Annotated in this window: 18 protein-coding genes; 10 read left to right on the forward strand and 8 right to left on the reverse strand. The window is 55.9% G+C overall.

All coding sequences use genetic code 11. The features are described from left to right. Positions 1-103: 103 nt before the first annotated feature. Positions 104-1681 carry a sodium:proton antiporter gene (locus tag ABD890_RS02740; protein ID WP_345085620.1) on the reverse strand — a complete coding sequence of 526 codons (1578 nt, stop codon included), beginning with the start codon at positions 1679-1681 and terminating at the stop codon, positions 104-106. Between the two features lie 339 nt (positions 1682-2020). On the opposite strand from ABD890_RS02740, the gene ABD890_RS02745 reads away from it, so the two are divergent. From ABD890_RS02745 to ABD890_RS02755, 3 genes are all read left to right on the forward strand, one after another. Continuing rightward, complete coding sequence (locus tag ABD890_RS02745) at positions 2021-2728, forward strand: (5-formylfuran-3-yl)methyl phosphate synthase (protein WP_345085623.1); 708 nt, start codon at positions 2021-2023, stop codon at positions 2726-2728. Between the two features lie 182 nt (positions 2729-2910). Then, positions 2911-3120: a hypothetical protein gene (locus ABD890_RS02750; protein WP_345085626.1), complete on the forward strand. Its 210-nt coding sequence runs from the start codon at positions 2911-2913 to the stop codon at positions 3118-3120. Between the two features lie 102 nt (positions 3121-3222). Then, positions 3223-3531, forward strand: a complete 309-nt coding sequence (locus tag ABD890_RS02755; RefSeq protein ID WP_345085628.1) for a polyhydroxyalkanoic acid system family protein — start codon at positions 3223-3225, stop codon at positions 3529-3531. A gap of 19 nt (positions 3532-3550) precedes the next feature. On the opposite strand, the gene ABD890_RS02760 is transcribed toward ABD890_RS02755, so the two are convergent. The 6 genes from ABD890_RS02760 to ABD890_RS02785 form a co-directional block, all read right to left on the reverse strand. Next, positions 3551-5083, reverse strand: coding sequence for an ABC1 kinase family protein (locus ABD890_RS02760; protein ID WP_345085631.1), 1533 nt, complete (start codon positions 5081-5083; stop codon positions 3551-3553). A 133-nt stretch (positions 5084-5216) separates the two neighbouring features. Continuing rightward, a complete protein-coding gene (locus ABD890_RS02765; protein ID WP_345085634.1) occupies positions 5217-5822 on the reverse strand; it encodes a chemotaxis protein in 606 nt (201 codons plus the stop codon). 11 nt (positions 5823-5833) lie between these two features. Next, entirely contained in the window at positions 5834-8944 is a 3111-nt protein-coding gene (locus tag ABD890_RS02770; RefSeq protein ID WP_345085637.1) for a chemotaxis protein CheA, read from the reverse strand. Positions 8945-8994: 50 nt separating this feature from the next. After that, positions 8995-9822 carry a CheR family methyltransferase gene (locus ABD890_RS02775; protein ID WP_345085639.1) on the reverse strand — a complete coding sequence of 276 codons (828 nt, stop codon included), beginning with the start codon at positions 9820-9822 and terminating at the stop codon, positions 8995-8997. Positions 9823-9924: 102 nt separating this feature from the next. After that, positions 9925-11646, reverse strand: coding sequence for a methyl-accepting chemotaxis protein (locus ABD890_RS02780; RefSeq protein ID WP_345085641.1), 1722 nt, complete (start codon positions 11644-11646; stop codon positions 9925-9927). A 148-nt stretch (positions 11647-11794) separates the two neighbouring features. Further along, positions 11795-12319: a chemotaxis protein CheW gene (locus ABD890_RS02785; protein WP_345085643.1), complete on the reverse strand. Its 525-nt coding sequence runs from the start codon at positions 12317-12319 to the stop codon at positions 11795-11797. Between the two features lie 531 nt (positions 12320-12850). Between ABD890_RS02785 and ABD890_RS02790 the strand changes: the two genes are divergently transcribed. Continuing rightward, the gene (locus tag ABD890_RS02790; RefSeq protein WP_345085646.1) at positions 12851-13213 is read left to right on the forward strand and encodes a response regulator; all 363 of its coding nucleotides are present in this window, start codon (positions 12851-12853) and stop codon (positions 13211-13213) included. Positions 13214-13323: 110 nt separating this feature from the next. Here ABD890_RS02790 and ABD890_RS02795 read toward each other — a convergent pair whose 3' ends face one another. Further along, a complete protein-coding gene (locus ABD890_RS02795) occupies positions 13324-14328 on the reverse strand; it encodes an STN domain-containing protein (RefSeq protein WP_345085649.1) in 1005 nt (334 codons plus the stop codon). A gap of 329 nt (positions 14329-14657) precedes the next feature. Between ABD890_RS02795 and ABD890_RS02800 the strand changes: the two genes are divergently transcribed. The 6 genes from ABD890_RS02800 (at position 14658) to ABD890_RS02825 (ending at position 21012) form a co-directional block, all read left to right on the forward strand. Next, positions 14658-15245: a tetratricopeptide repeat protein gene (locus tag ABD890_RS02800; RefSeq protein WP_345085652.1), complete on the forward strand. Its 588-nt coding sequence runs from the start codon at positions 14658-14660 to the stop codon at positions 15243-15245. A gap of 120 nt (positions 15246-15365) precedes the next feature. Beyond that, the gene (locus tag ABD890_RS02805; protein ID WP_345085655.1) at positions 15366-16943 is read left to right on the forward strand and encodes a glycerol-3-phosphate dehydrogenase/oxidase; all 1578 of its coding nucleotides are present in this window, start codon (positions 15366-15368) and stop codon (positions 16941-16943) included. 21 nt (positions 16944-16964) lie between these two features. Next, a complete protein-coding gene (glpK, locus tag ABD890_RS02810) occupies positions 16965-18458 on the forward strand; it encodes a glycerol kinase GlpK (RefSeq protein ID WP_345085658.1) in 1494 nt (497 codons plus the stop codon). Beyond that, entirely contained in the window at positions 18458-18676 is a 219-nt protein-coding gene (locus ABD890_RS02815; protein ID WP_345085661.1) for a hypothetical protein, read from the forward strand. Before glpK ends, ABD890_RS02815 begins: the two co-directional genes overlap by 1 nt. Positions 18677-18783: 107 nt before the next feature. Further along, entirely contained in the window at positions 18784-20034 is a 1251-nt protein-coding gene (locus ABD890_RS02820) for a rhomboid family intramembrane serine protease (protein WP_345085664.1), read from the forward strand. A 30-nt stretch (positions 20035-20064) separates the two neighbouring features. Further along, the gene (locus ABD890_RS02825) at positions 20065-21012 is read left to right on the forward strand and encodes a rhomboid family intramembrane serine protease (RefSeq protein ID WP_345085667.1); all 948 of its coding nucleotides are present in this window, start codon (positions 20065-20067) and stop codon (positions 21010-21012) included. Positions 21013-21028 lie beyond the last annotated feature (16 nt).

Consider the following 21028-nt stretch of genomic DNA (forward strand, 5'->3'; position numbering starts at 1 on the left):
CGCGGTCCGGTCCTCGCAGCTACCGTCCATAGTATCGGATAATCTTCCCCACGCCGCAAAGGGTGAACTTTCCCAATGCGGCGTTTTCTGCCAGTCCGCGTTTTTACAGCAGGAAGACCAGCGAGACGATTGCCAGGATCGGCAACAGAATCGGGATGCTGAAAAACAGGATGTAGCCGAAGAAGCTTGGCATTTTCACGCCACCTTCTTCTGCGATTGCCCGGACCATGAAGTTTGGACCGTTGCCGATGTAGGTCATAGCCCCCATGAACACGGCCCCCAAGCTGATCGCGACCAGCTCGAAGTGATTCTTGCCGGAAGCATCGGCCAAAGCGGCCTGGATCATGCTGGCATCCATATTCGGGAAGGCGGTCTTGAAGAACACCAGGTAAGTCGGGGCGTTATCGAGCACCGACGAGAGACCACCGGTAATCCAGTAGAACTTCATCGGGGTGTCGATCCCCAGGCTTGGGCCTTGTTCGTTCAAGATTTCCAAAGCTGGCTGCATGCAGATGAAGATACCCACAAACAAGGCAGCCACTTCCACGATGGCGTGGTAATTGAAGCGATTGGCTTCGCGAATTGCTTTGCTACCAAGCCAGACGCTCAGACCGACCAGTGCCAACTGCACGACTTCCCGCAGATAAACAAACGGGTACCAACCGATGCCAGGCAGTGGCTTGGTTGGATCGAGCAGCGCGACCGAGAAGATCACCCCCAGAAGCAGGAGAGCGTTCGGCATCAAGCCGCGAATTTGCAAAGGAGTCGTCCGGAATTCATCCTGCAGGACGTCTTCCTTCGATTCTTTCGGGTAGTAATAAAACTTGTCGAGCAGCAGGTAGACAACCAGCAACAGGAAGTTGGTCAACAACCAAGGCTTCCACAGTGCCGTCATCGTCCACAAGAAGTCGACCCCCTGGAGATAACCCAGGAAGAGTGGTGGGTCGCCGATCGGCAGCAAGCAACCACCACAGTTACACACCACGAAGATGAAGAACACGACCGTGTGTTGACGGTAGCGACGTTCTTTGTTGGTTTCAAGCAAAGGACGAATCAGCAGCATCGCCGCACCGGTCGTACCGACGAAGCTTGCCAGCAAACCACCCACCAGCATAAACGCGGCGTTGGTCGAAGGATGTGCTTTCAAGTCGCCGGAAATTCGGATACCGCCCGAGATCACATACAGTGAAAAGAGCAGCACGATGAACGGAATGTATTCGCCTAGGATGGCGTGATCGATCCGATGCCAGACAGCCGACAGGCTCGCCTCTTCGTAGATCGTCATGTAATAGAACAAGGTGATACCGGCAAGAACCACCGCCACAATCAAGCGATTGGTGTTGCTTTCCCACCAATGCTCGGTTGCCTTGAGCAGCGGGAAGACCGCGATCGCTCCGAGCAACATCACAAACGGGGCCACCGCCCAAACATGTGGCAAAGCATGATGTGTGCCATGACCACCGCCATGTTCGGCAACGGCATGTTCGCCATGCTCGTCATGGTGTTCTTCTGCATGGGCCCCCTCGTCGTGGGCAGCCGCTGCTGCTTCCGGCCCGGCGATCGCTTTGGGCGAAGCTGTCCACCCAAGGGCCGAGGCCACCACGTAAGCCACCAAGATAACAACGATGCCGATCAGCAAAGGTTTGTCCGAACCTGAGCCGCCTGAATGATGATCGCTCACCGCCGGGTGTCCTCCGAGAATCCCTGGAATGTCGTCAGTAGATTGAATTTCAGCCTGCCCCATTTTGCACCTATTTGCTCGACTCAGAGGGATGCTCTGGCCTTGCAATCCTGTTGACCAAACGTGCGAAATCGCCGTTAAACGACGGGAATGGTACGAGTGCCAAACGGTAGGTTATGCTGAAGGGATTTAGGCTATCAGAGCCAAGTTTTCGTGCCAAGGTGGCACGGCCGCGGGAACCCGGTGTCAATCGAAACGAATGTGCCGGTCCTTCGTGTGTGCAATCGAACCCATTTCTTTACGTTTTCGCGAGTTGCGTCGCTGCCGAAGAAGCCTGTCATGCAATTGCTGGTAAGTGTCAGAAACGAGAAAGAAGCGACTATAGCGGCTCAAAATGGGGTCGATCGCATCGATTTGAAAGAACCGAATCAAGGCTCTTTAGGCGCGACGACCAGCGTTATCTGGCAGCAAGTCGTGGAGCAGTGGCACCAAGGCTTCCCCATCAGTGTTGCGTTGGGGGAACTGCATGAAGCGACCTACGGCGATGTCGTGCCGGCCGAAACCAACAGTGTAAAGGTCGGCCTTTCACGCTGTCGCACACGCAATGATTGGCAACAAGAGCTGAAGAACGTCTACGAGCGCATGCCGGCGTCGATCACGCGTGTGATGGTCTATTACGCCGACGAGCACCTCGCCGAGTCGCCTGACTTTGTCACGCTGCTGCGACTGTCGCAACAACTGCTATGCGGAATTTTTTTGATCGATACCTTCGACAAGTCCGCCGGCAATGTGTTCGCCCATCTGTCCATTACGCGGCTGATCGAAATGCGAAAACAAGTCGCCGATATCGACACTTCCTTCGCACTTGCCGGTTCGCTTCGAACCACGGATTTACAACTAGTGGCGAGAATCAATCCAGACATCGTGGCTGTACGGGGTGCCGTTTGTCATGGTGAACGTACTGGCGAGGTCTGTGCCGGCGCGATCCAAAGCTTTCAAGCATCGTTACGCCAACAGTCGATCTGCATTAGTACGCAGACGAATTGAGATCGACACCAACGACTCGTCCAGTTCCGCCGAACGACGATCCTCGATTTCGTTTGACAACTTGCTTGACTTTTGCAAATTGGGCTTCGATACTGGCGGATCGTCTGGTGCGGCTTATCCCGATACTGCCGGACACAATCGACGTTTAGATTGCTCTTGTTGCCTCCCAGGAGAATTCGACCGTGCCAAGTTCCGTACTCGATGCGATTCGCTTAGGTATTTGGGATTACGAACCGGAAAAGGTAGATTCGCAGCGATTTGATCCAACGGGTGCTCTCCCGGGATCGAACGAGAAATTGGACATCTTGGCAAGACGTCTCGCCACGGGCCTTCCACTGTGGCACCCTGAAGATCGTCGCTCTTACGACGACATCGTCCGCATGGAAGACTAGTTTCTTTCGTGCCTTAGGGCGGCGGGTTGAAATCTGGGGCCAATCGGCGAAGATTGGCTTAGTGCAATTGCCACCCTAAGTCCTTTCACGAAGAGAGACATCATGCCTGGATTCAAGGTCGAAGTTCCCCATTCCCTCGGTCAAGAAGAAGCCGCAAAGCGGGTTAAGGACTTGCTCGAGCATTTGCGCGGCCGCTTCGAAGGCCAGGTCAAAGATATGCAGCAGACCTGGACCGAGGACGATGTGATGCAGTTCTCGTTCAAGACCGCTGGCTTGACGATCAAAGGGGAAATGGACGTGCAGCCAAGTTCGGTGGTTGTGCATGGCGATCTTCCGTTCGCCGCCATGTTGTTCAAAGGCCGGATCGAAAGTTCGATCAAAGAAGAACTGGTGAAGTGCCTCGCTGGCTAAGCCACACGGCAGGCTCGCATTACTCGAGCCACACTTTCACTTCCCGCTGGGCATCGACCAATCCGAAGACGTCGCCAGGCACATAGCCGCGGCGTCGCACGTTGCGGACGATCTCTTTCAGGTCGATTTTTTCCTGCTCAATCCGCTCTAGCGTTTCGGGGTCGAGCAAGGTTTCTAAGCGTTCGATCGCGGAAGCTCCCAGCACGATGCTGGCCTTCACCATGCCATCCCGTTTCACTTCCACCTTTAAGTGCCGTGCGAGCGAACTGAAGTCCTGTGCCGGCAACTTTGGCACCGCCAGTCGCGCGGCTTGAGGTTGGTAGCGTGCCAGGTAAGGCTCGACAGCGCGCCCCCACATTACCTTCGCATCAAGTCCGCTCAAGTACTGGATGATTGCCTGAAACGACCGCAGCAAGTAAACCAACTTCGGCGGTCCTGCCATGCGGAAGTTCATCCGGTGGTCGGCCAGCAAGTCGTTCAGTCGCGTGCCAAGTTGCCACTGCTTGACGTCATAAGGAAACTCGGCCTGAAAGGGTTCGAAAAGCAAACGGCACATCGCCGGCAAACGTTCCGACATCGGTTCCAGCAAATCGAAACGGAACCCCAGCGAAACGAACAAGGGAAGGGGGGCTTCGCTTTGATCGCGCGTGGCTTGGATCAATCGCAGCAAAGCCCACCGCTCGGTGTCCTCCATGCGATAAATCGAACCGAAGTCGTACAACACGATCTTCGGACCATCGCTTGTACGAAGAAAACGAATATTGCCAGGGTGCAAATCGGCATGCAGTTGTCCGTACTCGAACAGGCAATCAACAAACCAGAACAATAGTCGGCGACCGAGCTCCTGCTTCTCGTCCTGACTCCAGGTCGCTTGCACTTCCTCCCAAGTATCGCCATCGACCCAATGCGAAACGAGGATATTCTCGGTCGACAATTCGGCTTCGACGGCAGGCACGACGATCCAGGGATGTCGGCCAGGACCTTCAGCGAACGCATGCTGAGCGGCCGCTTCGCGGCGATAGTCGAGTTCTTCTTCGAGTCCGCTGAGGATTGTCTGCCGATAGCCATCCAGATCGAAGTCGCGCGAAAGACTGCCAAATGGACTCGCCAACCAACCGAGCGATTTCAGGTCGCTCATCACGGCATCGCGGATGCCCGGGTATTGGATTTTGATGGCAAGCTTGCGTCCATCTTGCATCGTGGCGGCATGCACCTGGCCAAGGGACGCCGCTTTCGCGTTGGGATCGATCTCGCGGAACAACTCTTCCGGATCGATTTCCCAGGCCGCCGTCAGAAGCGGACGCATCGTTTCCCAGGGCAGGGGCTCGGTCGACTCGTATAGCTCCGAGAACGACTCGGCTGTGGCAGGGTTGGCTCGGAAGGCAATCATCTGGCCTACCTTCTGGGGCAAGCCTCGCATCTTTCCGAGTCGCTGGGCAACCATCTTTTGCGCGGCCTCGCGCGATTTGTCATCGCGTGACCAACGCAGCTTGAGTGAGTCTTTCGCCAGTTGGGCGTAGTCCCATGTTCGCTTGATAGCCTGAGATGCCATGCCATTCGTCCCGCGTCGTAAATCAGAGCCAGATGGGAAGGCAAACGAGATCGCCCCGAGCGATCATCGACGTCTGCCAGGCAGGCGTGTGAATCGCGGGGCGACAATTCCGAATCTACCGATGGTAGTGGCGTTACTGGGCCGACTGCAGGGCGTCGCCAATTTTTGGGTTCGGGATGAACAGGATATGCCAGTTCAGCTTCTCTTCCCCTTTAAGGAAGGTCGTCTGGCAGATCAAAACATCGTACGAGCATTGAGCCTGAAGCATCAAAGCCTGTTCGAGGACACACGGGCCATAGTCCTGCAGGAAGGCAGGGGGCGACGGTACGAATTCGGCCTGAACCAGTCGAGCGATCGCATTGAAGTAAGCACATCCGAGGATGTTGCCGGTCTCCATCAAGGCCGACTTTTCGGTTTCCGTCCATTCAGGATCGGTCGACACTTCTTGCTTGAACAAGGAAGCCGCCAGGCCGCGGCCGTTCTCTTCGTCGAACGTGAGGATCATCGTGCCGCCAGCATCGCCATCGATTGTCAACACGACCATCGTCAGCGGTTCCATCCCAAGGTCGAACTCTTCCGAGATCGATTCGAGCGGAACTTCTCGCACGCAGTCGAGCGTGAGCGAGATTTTGCCGCCGGTCCAAACGCTCATGGCCGACGACGCCTCGTAAGTGGCGGCCGTCAGCACGTCGTGAAGCACGTGCAAATGCGGCGAGTGATTGGTACTAGCAGTATCCATGAAATCATTCCTTAGCAAATGGCTTCTTCCACTTGGCTGCGGACAGCCAGATCGATGACGGCTGCAGGATCGAGGATCAGGGCAACCCGACCGTTCCCCAGCACACATGCTCCCGAGATACCTTCGACGTTCTGGTAGTTCTCGGCCAGCGATTTGACGACCACGTCTTCTTCGCCCAGAATGCCATCGACCACCAAACCCATCTCGCGACTGTCGTTGCGGATGATGATCATCGTGACATCGTTACTTTGGACCGTGCGAAGCGACGGTTGTCCCCATGAAAACGTATCATGCAATTCGCAAATCGACACCGGACGGCCACGAACCAAGGCAGTTCGTTTGCCATGCACGGTCGTAATGTCGTCGCGACGGAAGCATACAATCTCGACAATCGATTCAACCGGAATCGAGAACAGGTCGCCGTCGATCTTGGCCATCAGGCTTGGCAAAATCGCCATGGTGAGTGGCAACTTGATCGTGAAGATCGTTCCTTGGCCCAGCTTGCTATCAACTTCAACGACGCCGTTGATCGATTCGATCTTGGCTCGGACGATGTCCATCCCCATGCCACGACCTGAGATCTCGGTGATCGCTTCGGCCGTGCTGAAGCCAGGCTCCCAGATCAGTTGATAGATCTGCTGATCGGTCATGCGTTCGAGATCGGATGGCGTTGCCAGGCCTTTCTCGATCGCCTTCTTGGTGATCTTTTCGCGGCTCAAGCCTCGACCATCATCGGTGACCTGAATCACGATGCTGTTTCCGCGATGGAACGCATTGAGCGTGATGACACCGCACTCGGGCTTACCGGCGGCCTTACGCTCGCTTGGGGTTTCAATCCCGTGATCGGCCGAGTTGCGAACCATATGGATCAGTGGATCGCCCAGTTCGTCGATCATTCGCTTATCAAGTTCGGTCTTCTCGCCGAAGATCTCCAGCGTGATTTCCTTACCGTTGGTGCGCGAGATGTCGCGCACAACACGACGGAAGCGGCCAAACAGCGGACCGATCGGAACCATGCGGGTATCCATGATCGTCTTCTGGATGCCATCGGTCACTCGGTCGAGTTGATGAACGGCATCGAAGAAGCTTGTCAGGCCGGTCCGGATCGAATCGATACGCTGCATTTCCTTGCCGATCGAAGCCAGGTTCTGCTGCATCTTGCGGATCTGGCCATGCATGGTGGCCAACTCTTTGTTGGCGATGCCATCTTCCGCTTCCCGCAACATCTTCTGACAAGTCAGATCAATTGCTTCCATCCACTGATGACACTGCTTGTGCGGGATGGCGTCGCGAAGGTTTTCGCCCAACTGGTTGAAGCGTGCCTTGCTGATCACCAACTGGCCGGCCAGGTTCATCAACTGATCGAGCCGTTCGATATCGACCCGCAGCGTTTCCGCTGGCTTGGCGTGGGCCTCGACTTGCTTGCTGGCTTCTGCGGGAGGTTTCGCAGCAGCGGCCACAGGTGCCGGAGCAGCCTTGGCGGCTGGCTTCGCAACCACCGGGGCAGGTTCAACTTTGGGCGGCGTAGCAATCACCGGGACAGGTTCCGGCGGCAGTGCGACAACGGGAGCCTCAATGACCGGTGGCACGACCATCCCAGGTGCTTCGGCTTCCGCGACCTCTTCCGGCATTTCTTCGTTGATCAGCGACTGAACCAGCTCTTCGGCCTGGGTAACCGCTTGTTCGACTTCTTGCTCTGCCGTTGGCTCGGCGACCGATGTAGGCAGGCTGCCACCTTCACGAGGCAGACGATCCAGCTGAACATTGTTCACGCCTGAGACATTCAGGACGCTGCCTAAAGTGATATCTTCGGCGGCGGTAACCATCCCGATGACCACTTCCGACAGATCGCTCAGGTTCTCCAACATTTCGCGCGGGGGTTCGGTCAGTAAAACCACACCTTGGCGGCTCAACTTTTCGCATAGCAATTGAGCTTTCAAGCCAACCAGCGGAGTCGCTGGGTTGAGGGCGACCCGAGCCAGGACCAGGTGGTCCGCGTCGGTCTTGTAATGGGCGTTGGCCAACTGTTGCAGTTGGGCCAGATCAATTCCGCCCGATTTGTTTTCCTCGGCAGCCGCAACAGGCTCGGCTGCACCGCCATCGGTCGATTCACAAGCTGCTTCCGCGGCGAGCAGTTCGCCGGCGAAATTTGGAAAGTCGACGTCGACCGGTTCGCCACTCCGCAAACCCTTGAGATAGGTCCGCAAGGCATCGGCACAGCCGAGCAGGGCGTCGATCAACACGGGTACGAGTGCCTTGCCGGCATCGCGATGCTGCTGCAAGACATCTTCCATCAAGTGGGCCAGCTTGGCAGGTCGGTTCAAACCGATCGATGCCGCGGATCCTTTGATTCGGTGAGCGGTGCACATCATCGTGCGAACCGACTCTTCCTGCTGGGCACTATCATTACCCAGCAACAAGTCGACCATTTCGTCGAGAGACAATTCCGTCTCGTCCAGGAAAATGGCCAGGTACTTGGCAGGGATCTCCGATTCATCGTGAACATCAGCGAACATTTCGCGACAGTCGACTTGAACCGGAGAAGAGGCGGAGGCACTGTTCGATTCAGCAGGTTCCATGATCGGCTCACTTACGCTGGATTGGCTCGGCTGGGTGGATGACGAATCGGGCACATCACTGAAAGCTGACTCGACGTCATCTTGGGCTCCCTGCTTCTTCAGAGCGCCGCCAGCTTCTAAGATCTCGGTGATGGCGTTTAGCTGCTTTTCGCAATCTAAGTCGTCATTTTGATTGTCACGCAGATGATCGATGATTTCGCTAAGGCGATCCACGGCGACGTAGACCACCTTCACGGCTTCATGATCGATATGCAGCTGGCCTCGACGAGCTGCATCAAAGACATTTTCGATGTTATGCGTCAGTTCGTTGATTCGCGGCAGCCCCAGCATGGCCGACAGGCCTTTGATGCTGTGGGCCGAGCGAAACATGTCGTTCAGCAACGCCTCGTCGATGGGAAGGTCGCGTGTCTCTTCGTTGCGAGTCCACTCTTCCAGCTCCATCAGACGCTCGTTGATTCGCTCGATCAGCTGGTTAGACTCATCGAGAAAATCCGCCAACAAATCGTCGGAGCAATCGTCGCGTGTAGCACTGTTGTTGTTCATGTTACTGCCCCAGTTTCACTGCGGAGGAAAACGCCTCCACTCCTTGGCAATTAGGTTCGTCGGTAAAGCCAAGGATGGATACGTTCGAATCCGTCCATCAGATCACTAATTCCTTCCGCGGCACCAGCCACCAGGAAACTACCTGGCTTCATGGCCTTCTGGATGTTGGCAATCACGCGTCGTTTCGAGTCCGCGTTGAAGTAAATCAAGACGTTCTTCAGGAACACCAGATTGAACGGTCCATCTGGCATGCGATCCAGCAAGTTGTGCTGACGGAAGCGGGTCATGGCTCGCAGTTTCGAGTTCGGCTCCCAAATGTGAGCGCCACCCATCTGGTTGAAGTGCTTCTGCTTCAAGTCGGCCGGAACCAACCGCATGGAGCGTTCACCAAACTTGGCCTGTTGAGCCTCTTGAACCGCACCGATGCCGATGTCAGTTCCCAGGATGTCAATTTTCCAAGCGGCTGGGTTTCGCAAACCGTCCGCGGTACAGCAAGCGATCGTGTAGGCTTCATCCCCGGTGCTGCACGCGGCAGACCAGACTTTCAACGAACCCTTCCCATCCTTCTGTAACTGCGGCAGAAACTCTCCACGAAGCCATTTCCAATTCGACTCATCGCGAAAGAGATAGGTCTCGTGCGTGGTAACTTCCTGCAGAAAACCGTCCCATTCCGGGTGCGACGTCGGCAGCTTGCTCAAAAACTTAAAGTACTGTTCGAAGTCGGCGATGCCAGTTTCTTTCAGACGACGACGAATTCGGTTGGAAAGCAATTGCTTCTTGGCCGGCGAGATTTCAATCCCCGCGACTTCGTAAATCATCTTGGCGTAGCGCCGCATTTGATCGTCAGTAACTTGCGATGTTGCGGAGAATGCGGTCATTCCTGCCTTCCTTTTCCTGTCGGTCTTTCCTGAGAAACACGAGTAACGCGTCGTCCCGTGCGACCAGGCAAGGGACGACCGTAGATAACTTGTCGTTCCGATTTAGATGCGGAACCGGCTTACCAGTTCGCGAAGCATGGTTGCCTGGGCTCCCAGTTCTTCGCTGCTGGATGCCATCTCTTCGGCAGCGGCCGCCGACTGTTCGGTGACACCAGAAACCTGCTGGATGGCACCAGCGACTTCGTTGGCGTTCTGAGCCTGTTCGACTGTCGAGGTCGCGATCTCCGAGATCTTGTTGGCGGTCGAGCTGACGCCGGCGATGATCTTCTCGAGGGCCGCCCCCGTCTGAGCACTGAGCATTGAACCGTCCGAAACTCGTTGCGTCGATTCTTTGATCAACGACGAGATCTCTTTGGCAGCTTCGCTCGAGCGTTCCGCCAGCTTGCGAACTTCGTCGGCGACAACGGCAAACCCCAGACCATGTTCACCGGCACGAGCGGCTTCGATGGCGGCGTTCAAGGCCAACAGGTTGGTCTGGCTGGCGATCTCCGAAATGACCTGGATGATTTCGCTGATCTGCTCCGAAGAGGTCTTGATCAGTTCCATCGCTTCGATCGATTTCTGAACCGCGTTGCCACCGTCTTGTGCCATGCGGCTGGTGTCGCCGGCCATTGCATTGGCTTCGCTGGCGTTGTCTTTGACCGAGTCGATACTGCGGGTCAATTCTTCGATCGACGCACTCATTTCTTCGACCGAGGCACTCTGAGTCTGGGCACCACTAGCCATCGACTGCGAGCTTTCCGCAATCACGGTCGCACCTTCAGCGAACTGCGAACCACTGTCGACCACCTGGCTAATGATGTCACGCAGGTCGGCGATCATGCGATCGATCCCTGCAGCGAGCTGACCGATTTCGTCGGCACGTTCGATGTTGGTGCGTTTGGTGAGGTCTCCCTCGGCAGCAGCGCTGACGACTGTCAGTATGGCATCGACGCTATGTTTTAGTTCGGCTTGTTCTTCACGTTCGCGGACGGCACGAGCCTGTTCGGCCTTTTCCGCATTAATGCGATCCGTAATCAGCGACCAGGCCACCATCGGACCGGTGTATTTGCCTTGTTTGTCGTAGATGGCACTCGCCTGCAAGTCGAGGTATTCGCCTTCCAGTTCGATCTGCGTCTTGATCGGCAAATTTGCCGGGTCGGCCAACAAGCTACGCTGATGGGCTGGGTTTTTGTGGAAGATGTCGTACGTGTTGCCAATGATTTGGGCAGCCGGAACAGGCAGAACATGTTCGATGGAACGCAGCGTTTTTTCCGAAGCTGGGTTCATGTAGGTGATAACGCCATCGAGATTCGCCAACAGGATGTTGATCGGAGCGTTCTCGACGATGGCGGACTTTTCGGCAGCGGCTTGTTCCAGGGCCTGCTTTTCCGTAACCACTTCCCAGGTCACCATCGGACCGAGGTAGTTGCCATCGTGATCGTAAGTGGCCGAAACGAGCAGGTCGGCGAGTTGATCGCCAACATTGATCAGCGTGCGGACCGGCAGGTTATTGGGATTCTCCAAGACGTTCCGCTGCATTGAGGGGTCTTTGTGAAAGATGTCGATCTTCTGGCCGATCACTTCCTCAGGTTTGCAGGGAAGGTAAGCAGCCAGGCTTTTCAAAGTCGTGAGGCTGGCTGGATTAACGTAGGTGATCGTCAGATCTTTGTCGGCCATCATGATGTTGACGGGCGAGTTCTCGCTCATCGCGCGGGCGACCGACAGTTCTCTCTGAAGGTTCTGTACGTTAGCTGGCTTGCTAGTTGCTTTGGTCGAAGTCATGGTCAGATATCTCGTAAAATTCAAGGAACGTATTATTTGAAGCTGCCCCCTCCAATGAATTTCGTCTGCTCCATGCATTCGTGTCCTGCCAGGCGTGCGTGGCAGGACTCCCCTTTATCGATCGCCGAGCCGAGACTCTTTCCGAACCTTAGCTGGTTCGAGATTCGAGCATTTCGACGTCTGCTTTGCCGAGAATCTTGTCGATGTCGAGCAAGATAAGCAGGCGTTTGTCGAGCTTCACCAGGCCGGTGAGGTACTCGCGTCCCAGACCGGCAACAGTCGGAGGTGGCGAGGAAATCTGGTCTTTCGAGATACGCAGGACTTCGCTGACCGCGTCGACAATGATGCCGACCGTCTTGCCGCCAACGTTCATGACCATGATGCGGGTTTCGTCGTTTGCGTCCTGCACCTGCAGGCCAAAACGGAGCCGCAAGTCCACGATCGGGATGACCGTGTTGCGGAGATTGATCAGCCCCTTGATATAATTCGGAGTTTGAGGAACACGGGTGATTTCGCCCATCAGGATGATTTCCTGAACGCGGGTGATCTCGATCCCATATTCTTCCTTGGCCAGTTGGAAACTGACCAGTTGCATTGAGTTCAGCCCTTCGCGCCGCTGTGATTCGTGGCCCGAACGTTCTTCCTTCTGCAGATCTTCAGTTGTGACGGACAAAGCTCAGTCTCCCGATCAGTGTGCTGGAACGAATATTTCGATCCGATCCGCTGCCCCGAGAAAATCGGGCGGGACGACCTTGTCCCTATGGAGTGCTCCGTCACTTTCGGATTTACGTCTTTGGTCAAAAGGTGCAGCCAGCCAACTGCGTACCTGCGACGTTCACGTATAAAGGTCGGTCTGTGTTAGCGAGAATGTTTGCCCAGGTGTCATTTTTTCTTCAGGTGTTTTCCACATCCTGCGTAACCTAGACGTAACAAACCGAACAATCGCACCACGCAAAGGTGCTTAACCGCACCACACTATCTCAGGGGAAATCGAACCGGCTGCGGCAGGCCCGCAATCCGGCCTTTGACCTTCTTATTAGCGGTCTGAGCGAGCCAAATCTATTTGGCGAATTTTTTAATCAGCACGTTTGACCGCACCCCGGAACAACCTATCGTTCGGTAGAAATTTTTATTTCCAATCGGCAATCTCAACCGACCACATCATGGTCGTGAGGGCAGGCTACTAAGAGGAGCTATACGAATCATGGCTGTACGCGTTCTCGTCGCCGACGACTCCAGCACAATGCGAAAAATCATCCTTCGATCCTTGCAAGCGGTCGGTGTGCCGAGTGCTGTCGAAGCGGCCGACGGCGAAGAAGCCGTCAAAATCTTCAAGCCAGGCGAGTTCGATCTGGTTCTGACCGACTGGAATATGCCAGGCAAGAGTGGCCTGGAAGTGATTCAGGAGATTCGCAAGATCGACAAAGACGTGAAGATCATGATGGTCACCACGGAAGCAGAAAAGTCGCGCGTGATGGAAGCGATCCAGGCCGGTGTTTCCGACTACCTGGTGAAGCCATTCACGGCGGACACGCTTCGCGAAAAGCTGGAAAAGCACGGCTGCTAAGCACGAAGGGCATCCCCACGGGAAACCCTCACGAACTTTGCAATGCGACGAAGTCCATTATTGGCACTTCGTCGCATTTCGCTGTTTCGAAAGGTGGCCAGGCATGGCCACTATTCTTTTTTCGACACGACGATCTTGTCGCCATCGATCTCGTAGGTGAGCGGCGAGTCGCTGAACACGGCATCGAGCAGCGCCGTCAGATCGGCTTCTTTGACGTTGTAAGAGATCCGCGTCTTCATTTGCTCGCCGAGACCGCTGGGAATCTCAAACTCCATTCCCAATTGTTGCCGGAGCGAGTTCACCACAAGTTGAAGTGGCAACTGCTCGACCTTCATCGTGTACTGTTTCTTACCTGGCATCACGACCGTGCTGCGGGCCGTGCCTCCCTTCAGCAGCTTGGCGACTTGTTCCTGGATCTGCTGCGATCCAGTGACGGCCAGTTGGCTCTTGCCATCGGATTCGACCTTCGCGTCGGGGAATAGTTGGCGAATCTTCTCGATCGCCTCGTTATGTTTGCCAGCAAAGCGATAGACGCGGGTCAGCGTCAGCTCTTCCGGGATCGGCACCAGAATCATCTCGACGCCATCGCCTGCTTTCGCCAATCGGTACGAAGCGTGATAGCCAGCAAGGACCAGCGTCAGATAGTCGGTCGTTCGCATCGCCGGAAAGTCGGCCGCTGGCCACAAGTCGTTCTTGATCGCCGCGTCGAGATTCGGAATCGTCATCCCGGCCTGCTGGGCAACCGACGTCACAATCTCGGAAGGCTTCGACAAACGTTCCCAGCTACGTGGCTTGCGATCCAACAGTTCGAGCGCCGCGGGCAAACCGCAAGTCTTCGCGAACTCGGCCTGCAACTCGGCAACGGTTGGCAATCGTGAAGCGGTTTCTTCCGGCCCGAGATAAATCACGTCCCCCACACGCGACATGCCGACACCCACGGTCGCTGCGATGCGCTGCAGCCCAAGGCCAAGCTGCTCGTTGCTGAAGGTCATTTGAATCGGCTGGTCTGGGTCGATCCGACGATCGAGAAAGATTGCCACGCGATGCGTCCGCGATAGACGTGTTAGTCCATCCCGCAGCGGCACCTGATCCCACGTCAAATCGAAGGTCGACAAGAGCTGCTTATCGAGATCAGCTTCGGTCCGCCAGTCAACCCTTTCTTGCCCCAAAATGGGCCCCGTTAATAGCCAGAAACTGGCTGTCAAGAGTGCAAAAAAAAGGTTCGGAACTTTGTATAGAGAGAGGGTCATCGAGGGTTTGCTCCCGGGTACCTCGTGATTACACTCGGAACTTATTCAATGGATTGACCATAAAGGATTTTCGTACTCAGGACGAGTGGAATGTGCCCCAATTGCTTTAAGATCGAACTGTGAGCGAGAGCCCGGAACGTAAACCTGTCCTGCTTTCTATCTTCCAAAAGTATCTTGCGGAAGAAAACACCGCCTTGTTTATTCATCGGGTCGCTGCGGTCTATACGTGTGGCACTTTGGAACGACTTTCATTGCATGGCTCGCCCGAAGTTCGTCGGGCCGCGGTGATGGCACTGTGTTTTGTAAGCGACTACTCCTCGAACCATACCGTAGGCATGGCCCTGAACGATTCCGATCGTGGGGTTCGCTTGATTGCCGAGAACGGGATCCGCTCGCTGTGGATCCGCGCCGGCACGCAAAGCCAACGGCATCGGCTGCGTAAAGTCATGTCGCAAATCCAAGGCAACTCGCTCGAGTGTGCCCTGGAGGAAGCCGATTCTTTGATTGTCGATGCTCCCTGGTATTCGGAAGCGTACAACCAGCGAGCCCAGGTCCACTACAAGCGAAAGAACTTCGAGCGGTCGCTGCGAGACAACCACCAGACGCTGGAAATCAATCCGTATCATTTTCCCGCCGCCATCGGCATGGGGCAGTGTTACTTGCGTCAGGGGGAAAATGTCATGGCCCTGGATAGTTTTCGCCGAGCTTTGCGTTTGAATCCGAACCTGGAATCGATCCGAACTCAGATCAGCTACCTGGAACGCCAGTTGGAAGAAATGTAGCGGTCACCAGCACCACAACCGCAGGCCAGGGGGGCTGTTCGTTGTGGAAAGCTGGCCATAGCGTGCAATAATAGAGAGACATCTCACCCTTTGCATGCCGCCTTGGCAAGGACTGCGACTATGCCCCCCCAGATTAACCCTGTTCTAATCCTTGGGGCCGGTATCAACGGCGCGGCCCTGGCTCGCGAGCTTCTGCTGAACCATATTCCGGTGGTTCTGGTCGATCACGCCGACATCGCTTCTGGCACGACAAGCTGGTCGACGCGTCTGATTCATGGCGGACTTCGCTATTTAGAGCATGGCGAAACGTCGCTCGTTTACGAATCTCTCGCGGAACGGGAACGCTTTCTGCGCAATTCCCCGGAGCATGTCGCCCCTCTCGAACTCATGATTCCGGTGAAGTCTCAGTTTGCCGGACTGGTTTCTTCCGCAGCGGGGTTCTTTAACTTGCCGATCTTTCAGTCTGGCAATCCGTCGCGTGGCTCTTGGGCGATTCGCAGCGGGCTGACAATGTACGACTTCCTGGCGGGCAGTCAGCAGCTTGGCAAACACAAACGACTCAGCAGCCAACGCTGGAAACCTATCGGCTTCGATCCAAGTTTCATGGATGTGTTCAGCTACTACGATGGTCAGATTGAATTCCCGGAGTTGTACGTCTCGACGCTGATTCGCGATGCCGAAACGATCGCTCAGCAGAATAGTGTCCGCTTCACGCTTCGTACCTATCGACGACCGAAACCCAATGGCGAACACTTTGAATTCGAGAACTTGCTCGACTTCGACTCGCCGACCGATCCGATCACACCGTCGGCACTCGTGAATGCCTCGGGACCGGCAGGAGACGAAACGCTCGAGCAGTTGGGCATTCCTTCCAATCGTTTGTTTGGCGGCACGCGTGGTTCGCATCTGATTTCGCATAAGCCCGTCCTGGTCGAGAAGCTCGGACGAACTGGCATCTATGCCGAGGCCTTCGATGGACGCCCGGTCTTTATCTTGCCGTGGAACGGCGGAGCGTTAATTGGCACGACCGACCTTCGCCACGATGGCGATCCTGAAGTCGCCACGGCCACGCCAGAGGAAATTGATTACCTGCTTCGCTGTGTGAACTCGGTGCTCCCCGACGTTGAACTGAAGCATGAAGACATCACGCAGCATTACAGCGGCGTGCGACCTTTGCCTTTCGTGCCCGAGGGCTCGACCGCATCGATCCCGCGCGGCCATTGGCTGCATACGCACGAAGGCACACCTTGGCCGTGCTACACGATTGTTGGTGGTAAGCTGACGACCTGTCGTTCGCTGGCAGAGCATTCGGCCGAAACGATCTTGAAACAACTCGGTCAGAAGCAGGTTGCCAATTCGCAGGATCGGAAGACCTACGAAGGGGAGAAGCCGCAGATCTCGCCCGGCGGTCGCGCCCGTTTTGTGCTTCAGCACCTGACTGGTGTCGCCCCGGAAGCCGATACAAAAACGGCAGCGGCCGCTTCGATCGAAAAATTGAACGCCAAGACGATGGCCGACGTGATCGAACGTCGTTTGATGCTGGTCTTCGATCCGACGCTTTCAGTCGCGCATCTGGAAGCGGTGGCGGACGCCTTAATCGAAGCTGGCAAGCTTTCAGCCGATGCCCGGCAAACAACCATCGACCAATACATTCAGCGGATGGATACCCGATTTGGCAAACAGGTTCTTCCCGCCTAGCCCCACCTGAAGGACTTTTTCATGGCCCAGTATATTCTTGCCCTCGATCAGGGCACGACTTCCAGTCGCTCGATTCTGTTCGATCGTGACGCCAAAATTGTCTCAACCGCCCAGGAAGAGTTTCGCCAGATATTGCCGACGCCTGGCAATGTTGAGCACGACCCGAACGATATCTGGACGAGCCAACTGAACACCGTGAAGGGAGCAATCGGCAAAGTCGATCTCGCCCAGATCGCGGCGATCGGGATTACCAACCAGCGCGAAACAACCGTCGTCTGGGACAAACGCACCGGCGAACCGATTCATCATGCGATCGTCTGGCAAAGCCGTGTTTCCAGCTACATCTGCGATCGACTTCGCAGCGAAGGGCTGGAAGACACCATCCGCCAGAAAACAGGTCTGGTGCTCGACGCCTACTTCTCGGCGACCAAGCTGATGCATCTGCTCGAAACGGTTGACGGGGCCCGGGAAGCGGCAGAGCAGGGGCATCTGCTGTTCGGTACGATCGACTGCTATCTGGTTTGGAAGCTGACCGGCGGCAAGCGTCACGTTACCGACTTCAGCAATGCGTCGCGCACCATGATGCTGAATTACGAAACGCTCGATTGGGACGACGAACTTCTCGCTGCCTATCACATTCCGCGCGGCATGTTGCCAGAGATCGTCGACTGCAGCGGCAAGTTCGCCGAGACCGATCCGGCCGTCATCGGCCATGCAATCCCAATCGCAGGCATGGCTGGCGATCAACAGGCGGCTTCGTTCGGGCAGACTTGCTTCGATCAAGGGATGGTGAAAAACACCTACGGAACCGGCGCATTCGCCTTGATGAACATCGGCGACAAACCTGTCCTCTCGACAAACAATCTATTGACCACCGTCGGTTGGAAAATCGGCGATCAGGTCAGCTACGCGTTGGAAGGTTCGATTTTCATCGCCGGCGCGGTGGTGCAGTGGCTGCGTGATGGGCTGGGAATCATCGAAAGCTCGTGCGAAGTCGAACCGTTGGCCGAGACGGTTTCCGACAATGGTGGCGCTTACTTCGTGCCCGCCTTCGTCGGCTTGGGTGCGCCCTATTGGGATCCGAACGCTCGCGGAACGATCATCGGCATCTCTCGTGGCACGACCGCCGGTCACATTGCCCGGGCAGCCTTGGAAGCGATGGCCTTCCAAACACGCGATCTGATTGAAGCGATGCAGCGCGACTCAGGCGTGCCGCTGCAAGTGCTGCAGGTCGATGGTGGTGCCAGCGTGAACAACGCCTTGATGCAGTTCCAAACCGATTTGCTGGGTACGACCGTTCGCCGACCGAAGATCAGCGAAACGACTGCCTTGGGCGCCGCCTTCCTGGCAGGCCTGGCCGTTGGCTTCTGGGAATCGCAGGACGAACTGCGTAAACTGTGGAACCTCGACCGCGAATTCACACCCCAAGGCGATCGCGAATCGATCGACCGCATGTATACGAAGTGGCTGGAAGCGGTCAAACGAAGCCAGAACTGGGAGGGAGGAGCCTCTTAATGCTGTTGAGCGAATGGATCATGACGATCTTTACCGGGCTGATCGGTATCGGAGGCATGTGGGCCGCAATTTTTGACGTGCCGGCCGTCTTTCAATCGAATAAGATCGGGTTTCTTGATCGTCGCCTGGGGCACTCCGCGACGCGGCTTGTCGTTGGCGTCGCTGGATTCTTGATCGTGCTGCTGGCGATTAGTTTCGTCCTGATTCCGCCGAGATAGCGCAGCGATTGGGAAGAACGCCAGACTTTCTTGAGCTTCCCGCCAAGATCGCCCCCCGAACGGCGAATACCCGTTCAACCTTCCTGCTCCTCGTTCCGCATGGCCCCATGGTATTCATCCCTCACGGCACCGACGCCCCGATCTACCATCCGCCGATCGCGACGCTCACGATCGTCGTGCTGAATGTCCTGCTGTTCTTCGCCACCCCGCTGGTCCATCACTACCAAGAGTTCGATCAGGCACATCGCCGCCTGGGGCATACGATCGTGGATTGGGCGTTTGAAGGGGGTGGCTACGACGGGCCCGACGCGTACAAACTTCAATATGGTGCCGGTCTGAAGCCTTGGCAGGGGATCACTTCGACCTTTCTGCATGCAAACATGATCCACCTGCTGATCAACATGGTCTTCCTGTGGATGTTCGGCATGATCGTCGAAGGCAAGATCGGCTGGCCGCGTTTCCTGGCAATCTACTTTGGAATCGCGCTTTTGCGTGGCATTCTCGCACAGCTTTTCTGCATCATCTTTTTACCCAACCTGCACACCGCCTCGATGGGTGCATCCAGTGTTGTATTCGGCCTGATGGGGATCGCCTTGGTATGGGCTCCTCTCAATACAATTCAAGTCACATTTGCCGGCAATCGATATCGTGTTCAGCATGAGGTCTCGGAAGTCGATATCCCGATCTACGGCTTCGCAGGCTGCTTCCTATTGATTGAAGCGATCTACACGCTGGCCATGCTGCAACGTCACGGCATAATCGCCCCCACGGCGCACACGCTCCACCTTCTCGGAGCGATCCTGGGCCTGGCAATTGGCGTGGTGATGGTCAAACGCAACTGGGTCGATTGCGAGCACTACGATATCTTCTCGGTCTGGGCGGGTCGCCACACGATGAAACCGGAGGAACGTGATCCAGAAGGCGTTGCCCGGAAGCAGGCCAAAATAGTCGAGCGAGGCGTCAAGCAGATTCAAGAGATCCTGGCCGCAGGGGACAACCCGCAACTCGCCTATCGGGCTCACATCAGCATGCGCGAGAAATACGCCAGTTGGAGTTTGCCCGAGAAAGAGTTCCTGCTCATCATCAAGCAACTTTGCGACCACCAGCACGACAACGACGCCGTGACCGCGATGGAAGAATACTTGAAAACAGGCCGGCCCAAACAAAACCAGGTTCGCCTCAAACTTGCCTCGATGCTTGTTGGTTCGATGGCCCAGCCAGGCCAGGCGATGCGAACCCTGGTCGCGATCAATTACGATAAGCTAAGCCATCGCGAACGTCAGATCTATGATCAGATCTCGGCGAAAGCCAAAGCTCGCAGCATGCACAATGCCGCCGAGAACGAACTCGAATTCTAGACTCATCTTTCCCTCCAACTGGTCTGCCTCGTGTCTTTCGATCTGTTTGAACGTCGTCGTGGGATTCGCATTCCGCACGACATCTACCCCAGTGCCAAGCATCCACCGGTGATCTCGGTCGCGATCATTGTGCTGGTCGGCCTTTGCGTGATCGTCGATCCCTATCTGAACTTTCGCCTGCCATCGCAGTCGAACTTTATTCCGCCGTTAACCGAAGCGGAAGAAGCGAGACTCAGCGACCTGCAGTTTCATGTCGCGAGGCTTCAACAGAACCCTAACGCCACCCGAATGCGTGATCCTTCCGGCGTTGGGCAGCTTTCGCTGAAAGAGGCAGAGACACAGCTCGATGCATTGAAGAAGCAAGCCCGCGAGCATGAATCCCACAAACCGATGCATCCCTTCACGCTCCATCTGGGCAATGGGCTGCATCCGGTGCAGTGGTTCACCGCGCCCTTTCTGCATACCAGTTACGTCGCTTTGCTCTTCAACTTGTACATGCTGTGGATGATGGGACTGATCGTCGAAGGAAAGCTTGGCTGGTGGAAATTCGGCTTGCTATTCCTGCTGCTGGAAGCAATCAGTAACGGCCTGATTCAATGGAACTCGTTGGGCGTCACGAATCCCATTCCGCCGATGACCTGCGGTATGACCACAATCATCTTTCTGCTGATGGGAATCGCGTTCTTTATCTCACCAAGCCGCAACATCCTGGTCGCGACACTCACGCGCAGTCACTGGCGGGACGACCCAATGGATGACGACGTCACCTTCAGCTTTCAATCCCCCTTCTTCCATTTCGGGATCCTGATCGGGTACGGCTTTATCCTGTATCTGTTCGACGTGAGAGCGACTTGGTGGATCGTTACCCCAATGCTCGGCTGGTTTGCCTTGGGCATGGCGATCGGCGCAATCATCTCTCGATTGAATATCCCTGGCGATGACGAACCGGACTTGCTGGACTTTGTCATCGGCGCATGAAAAAAGCCCCGCTTTT

Source organism: Bremerella cremea (assembly GCF_039541315.1).
Lineage (GTDB): Bacteria > Planctomycetota > Planctomycetia > Pirellulales > Pirellulaceae > Bremerella > Bremerella cremea.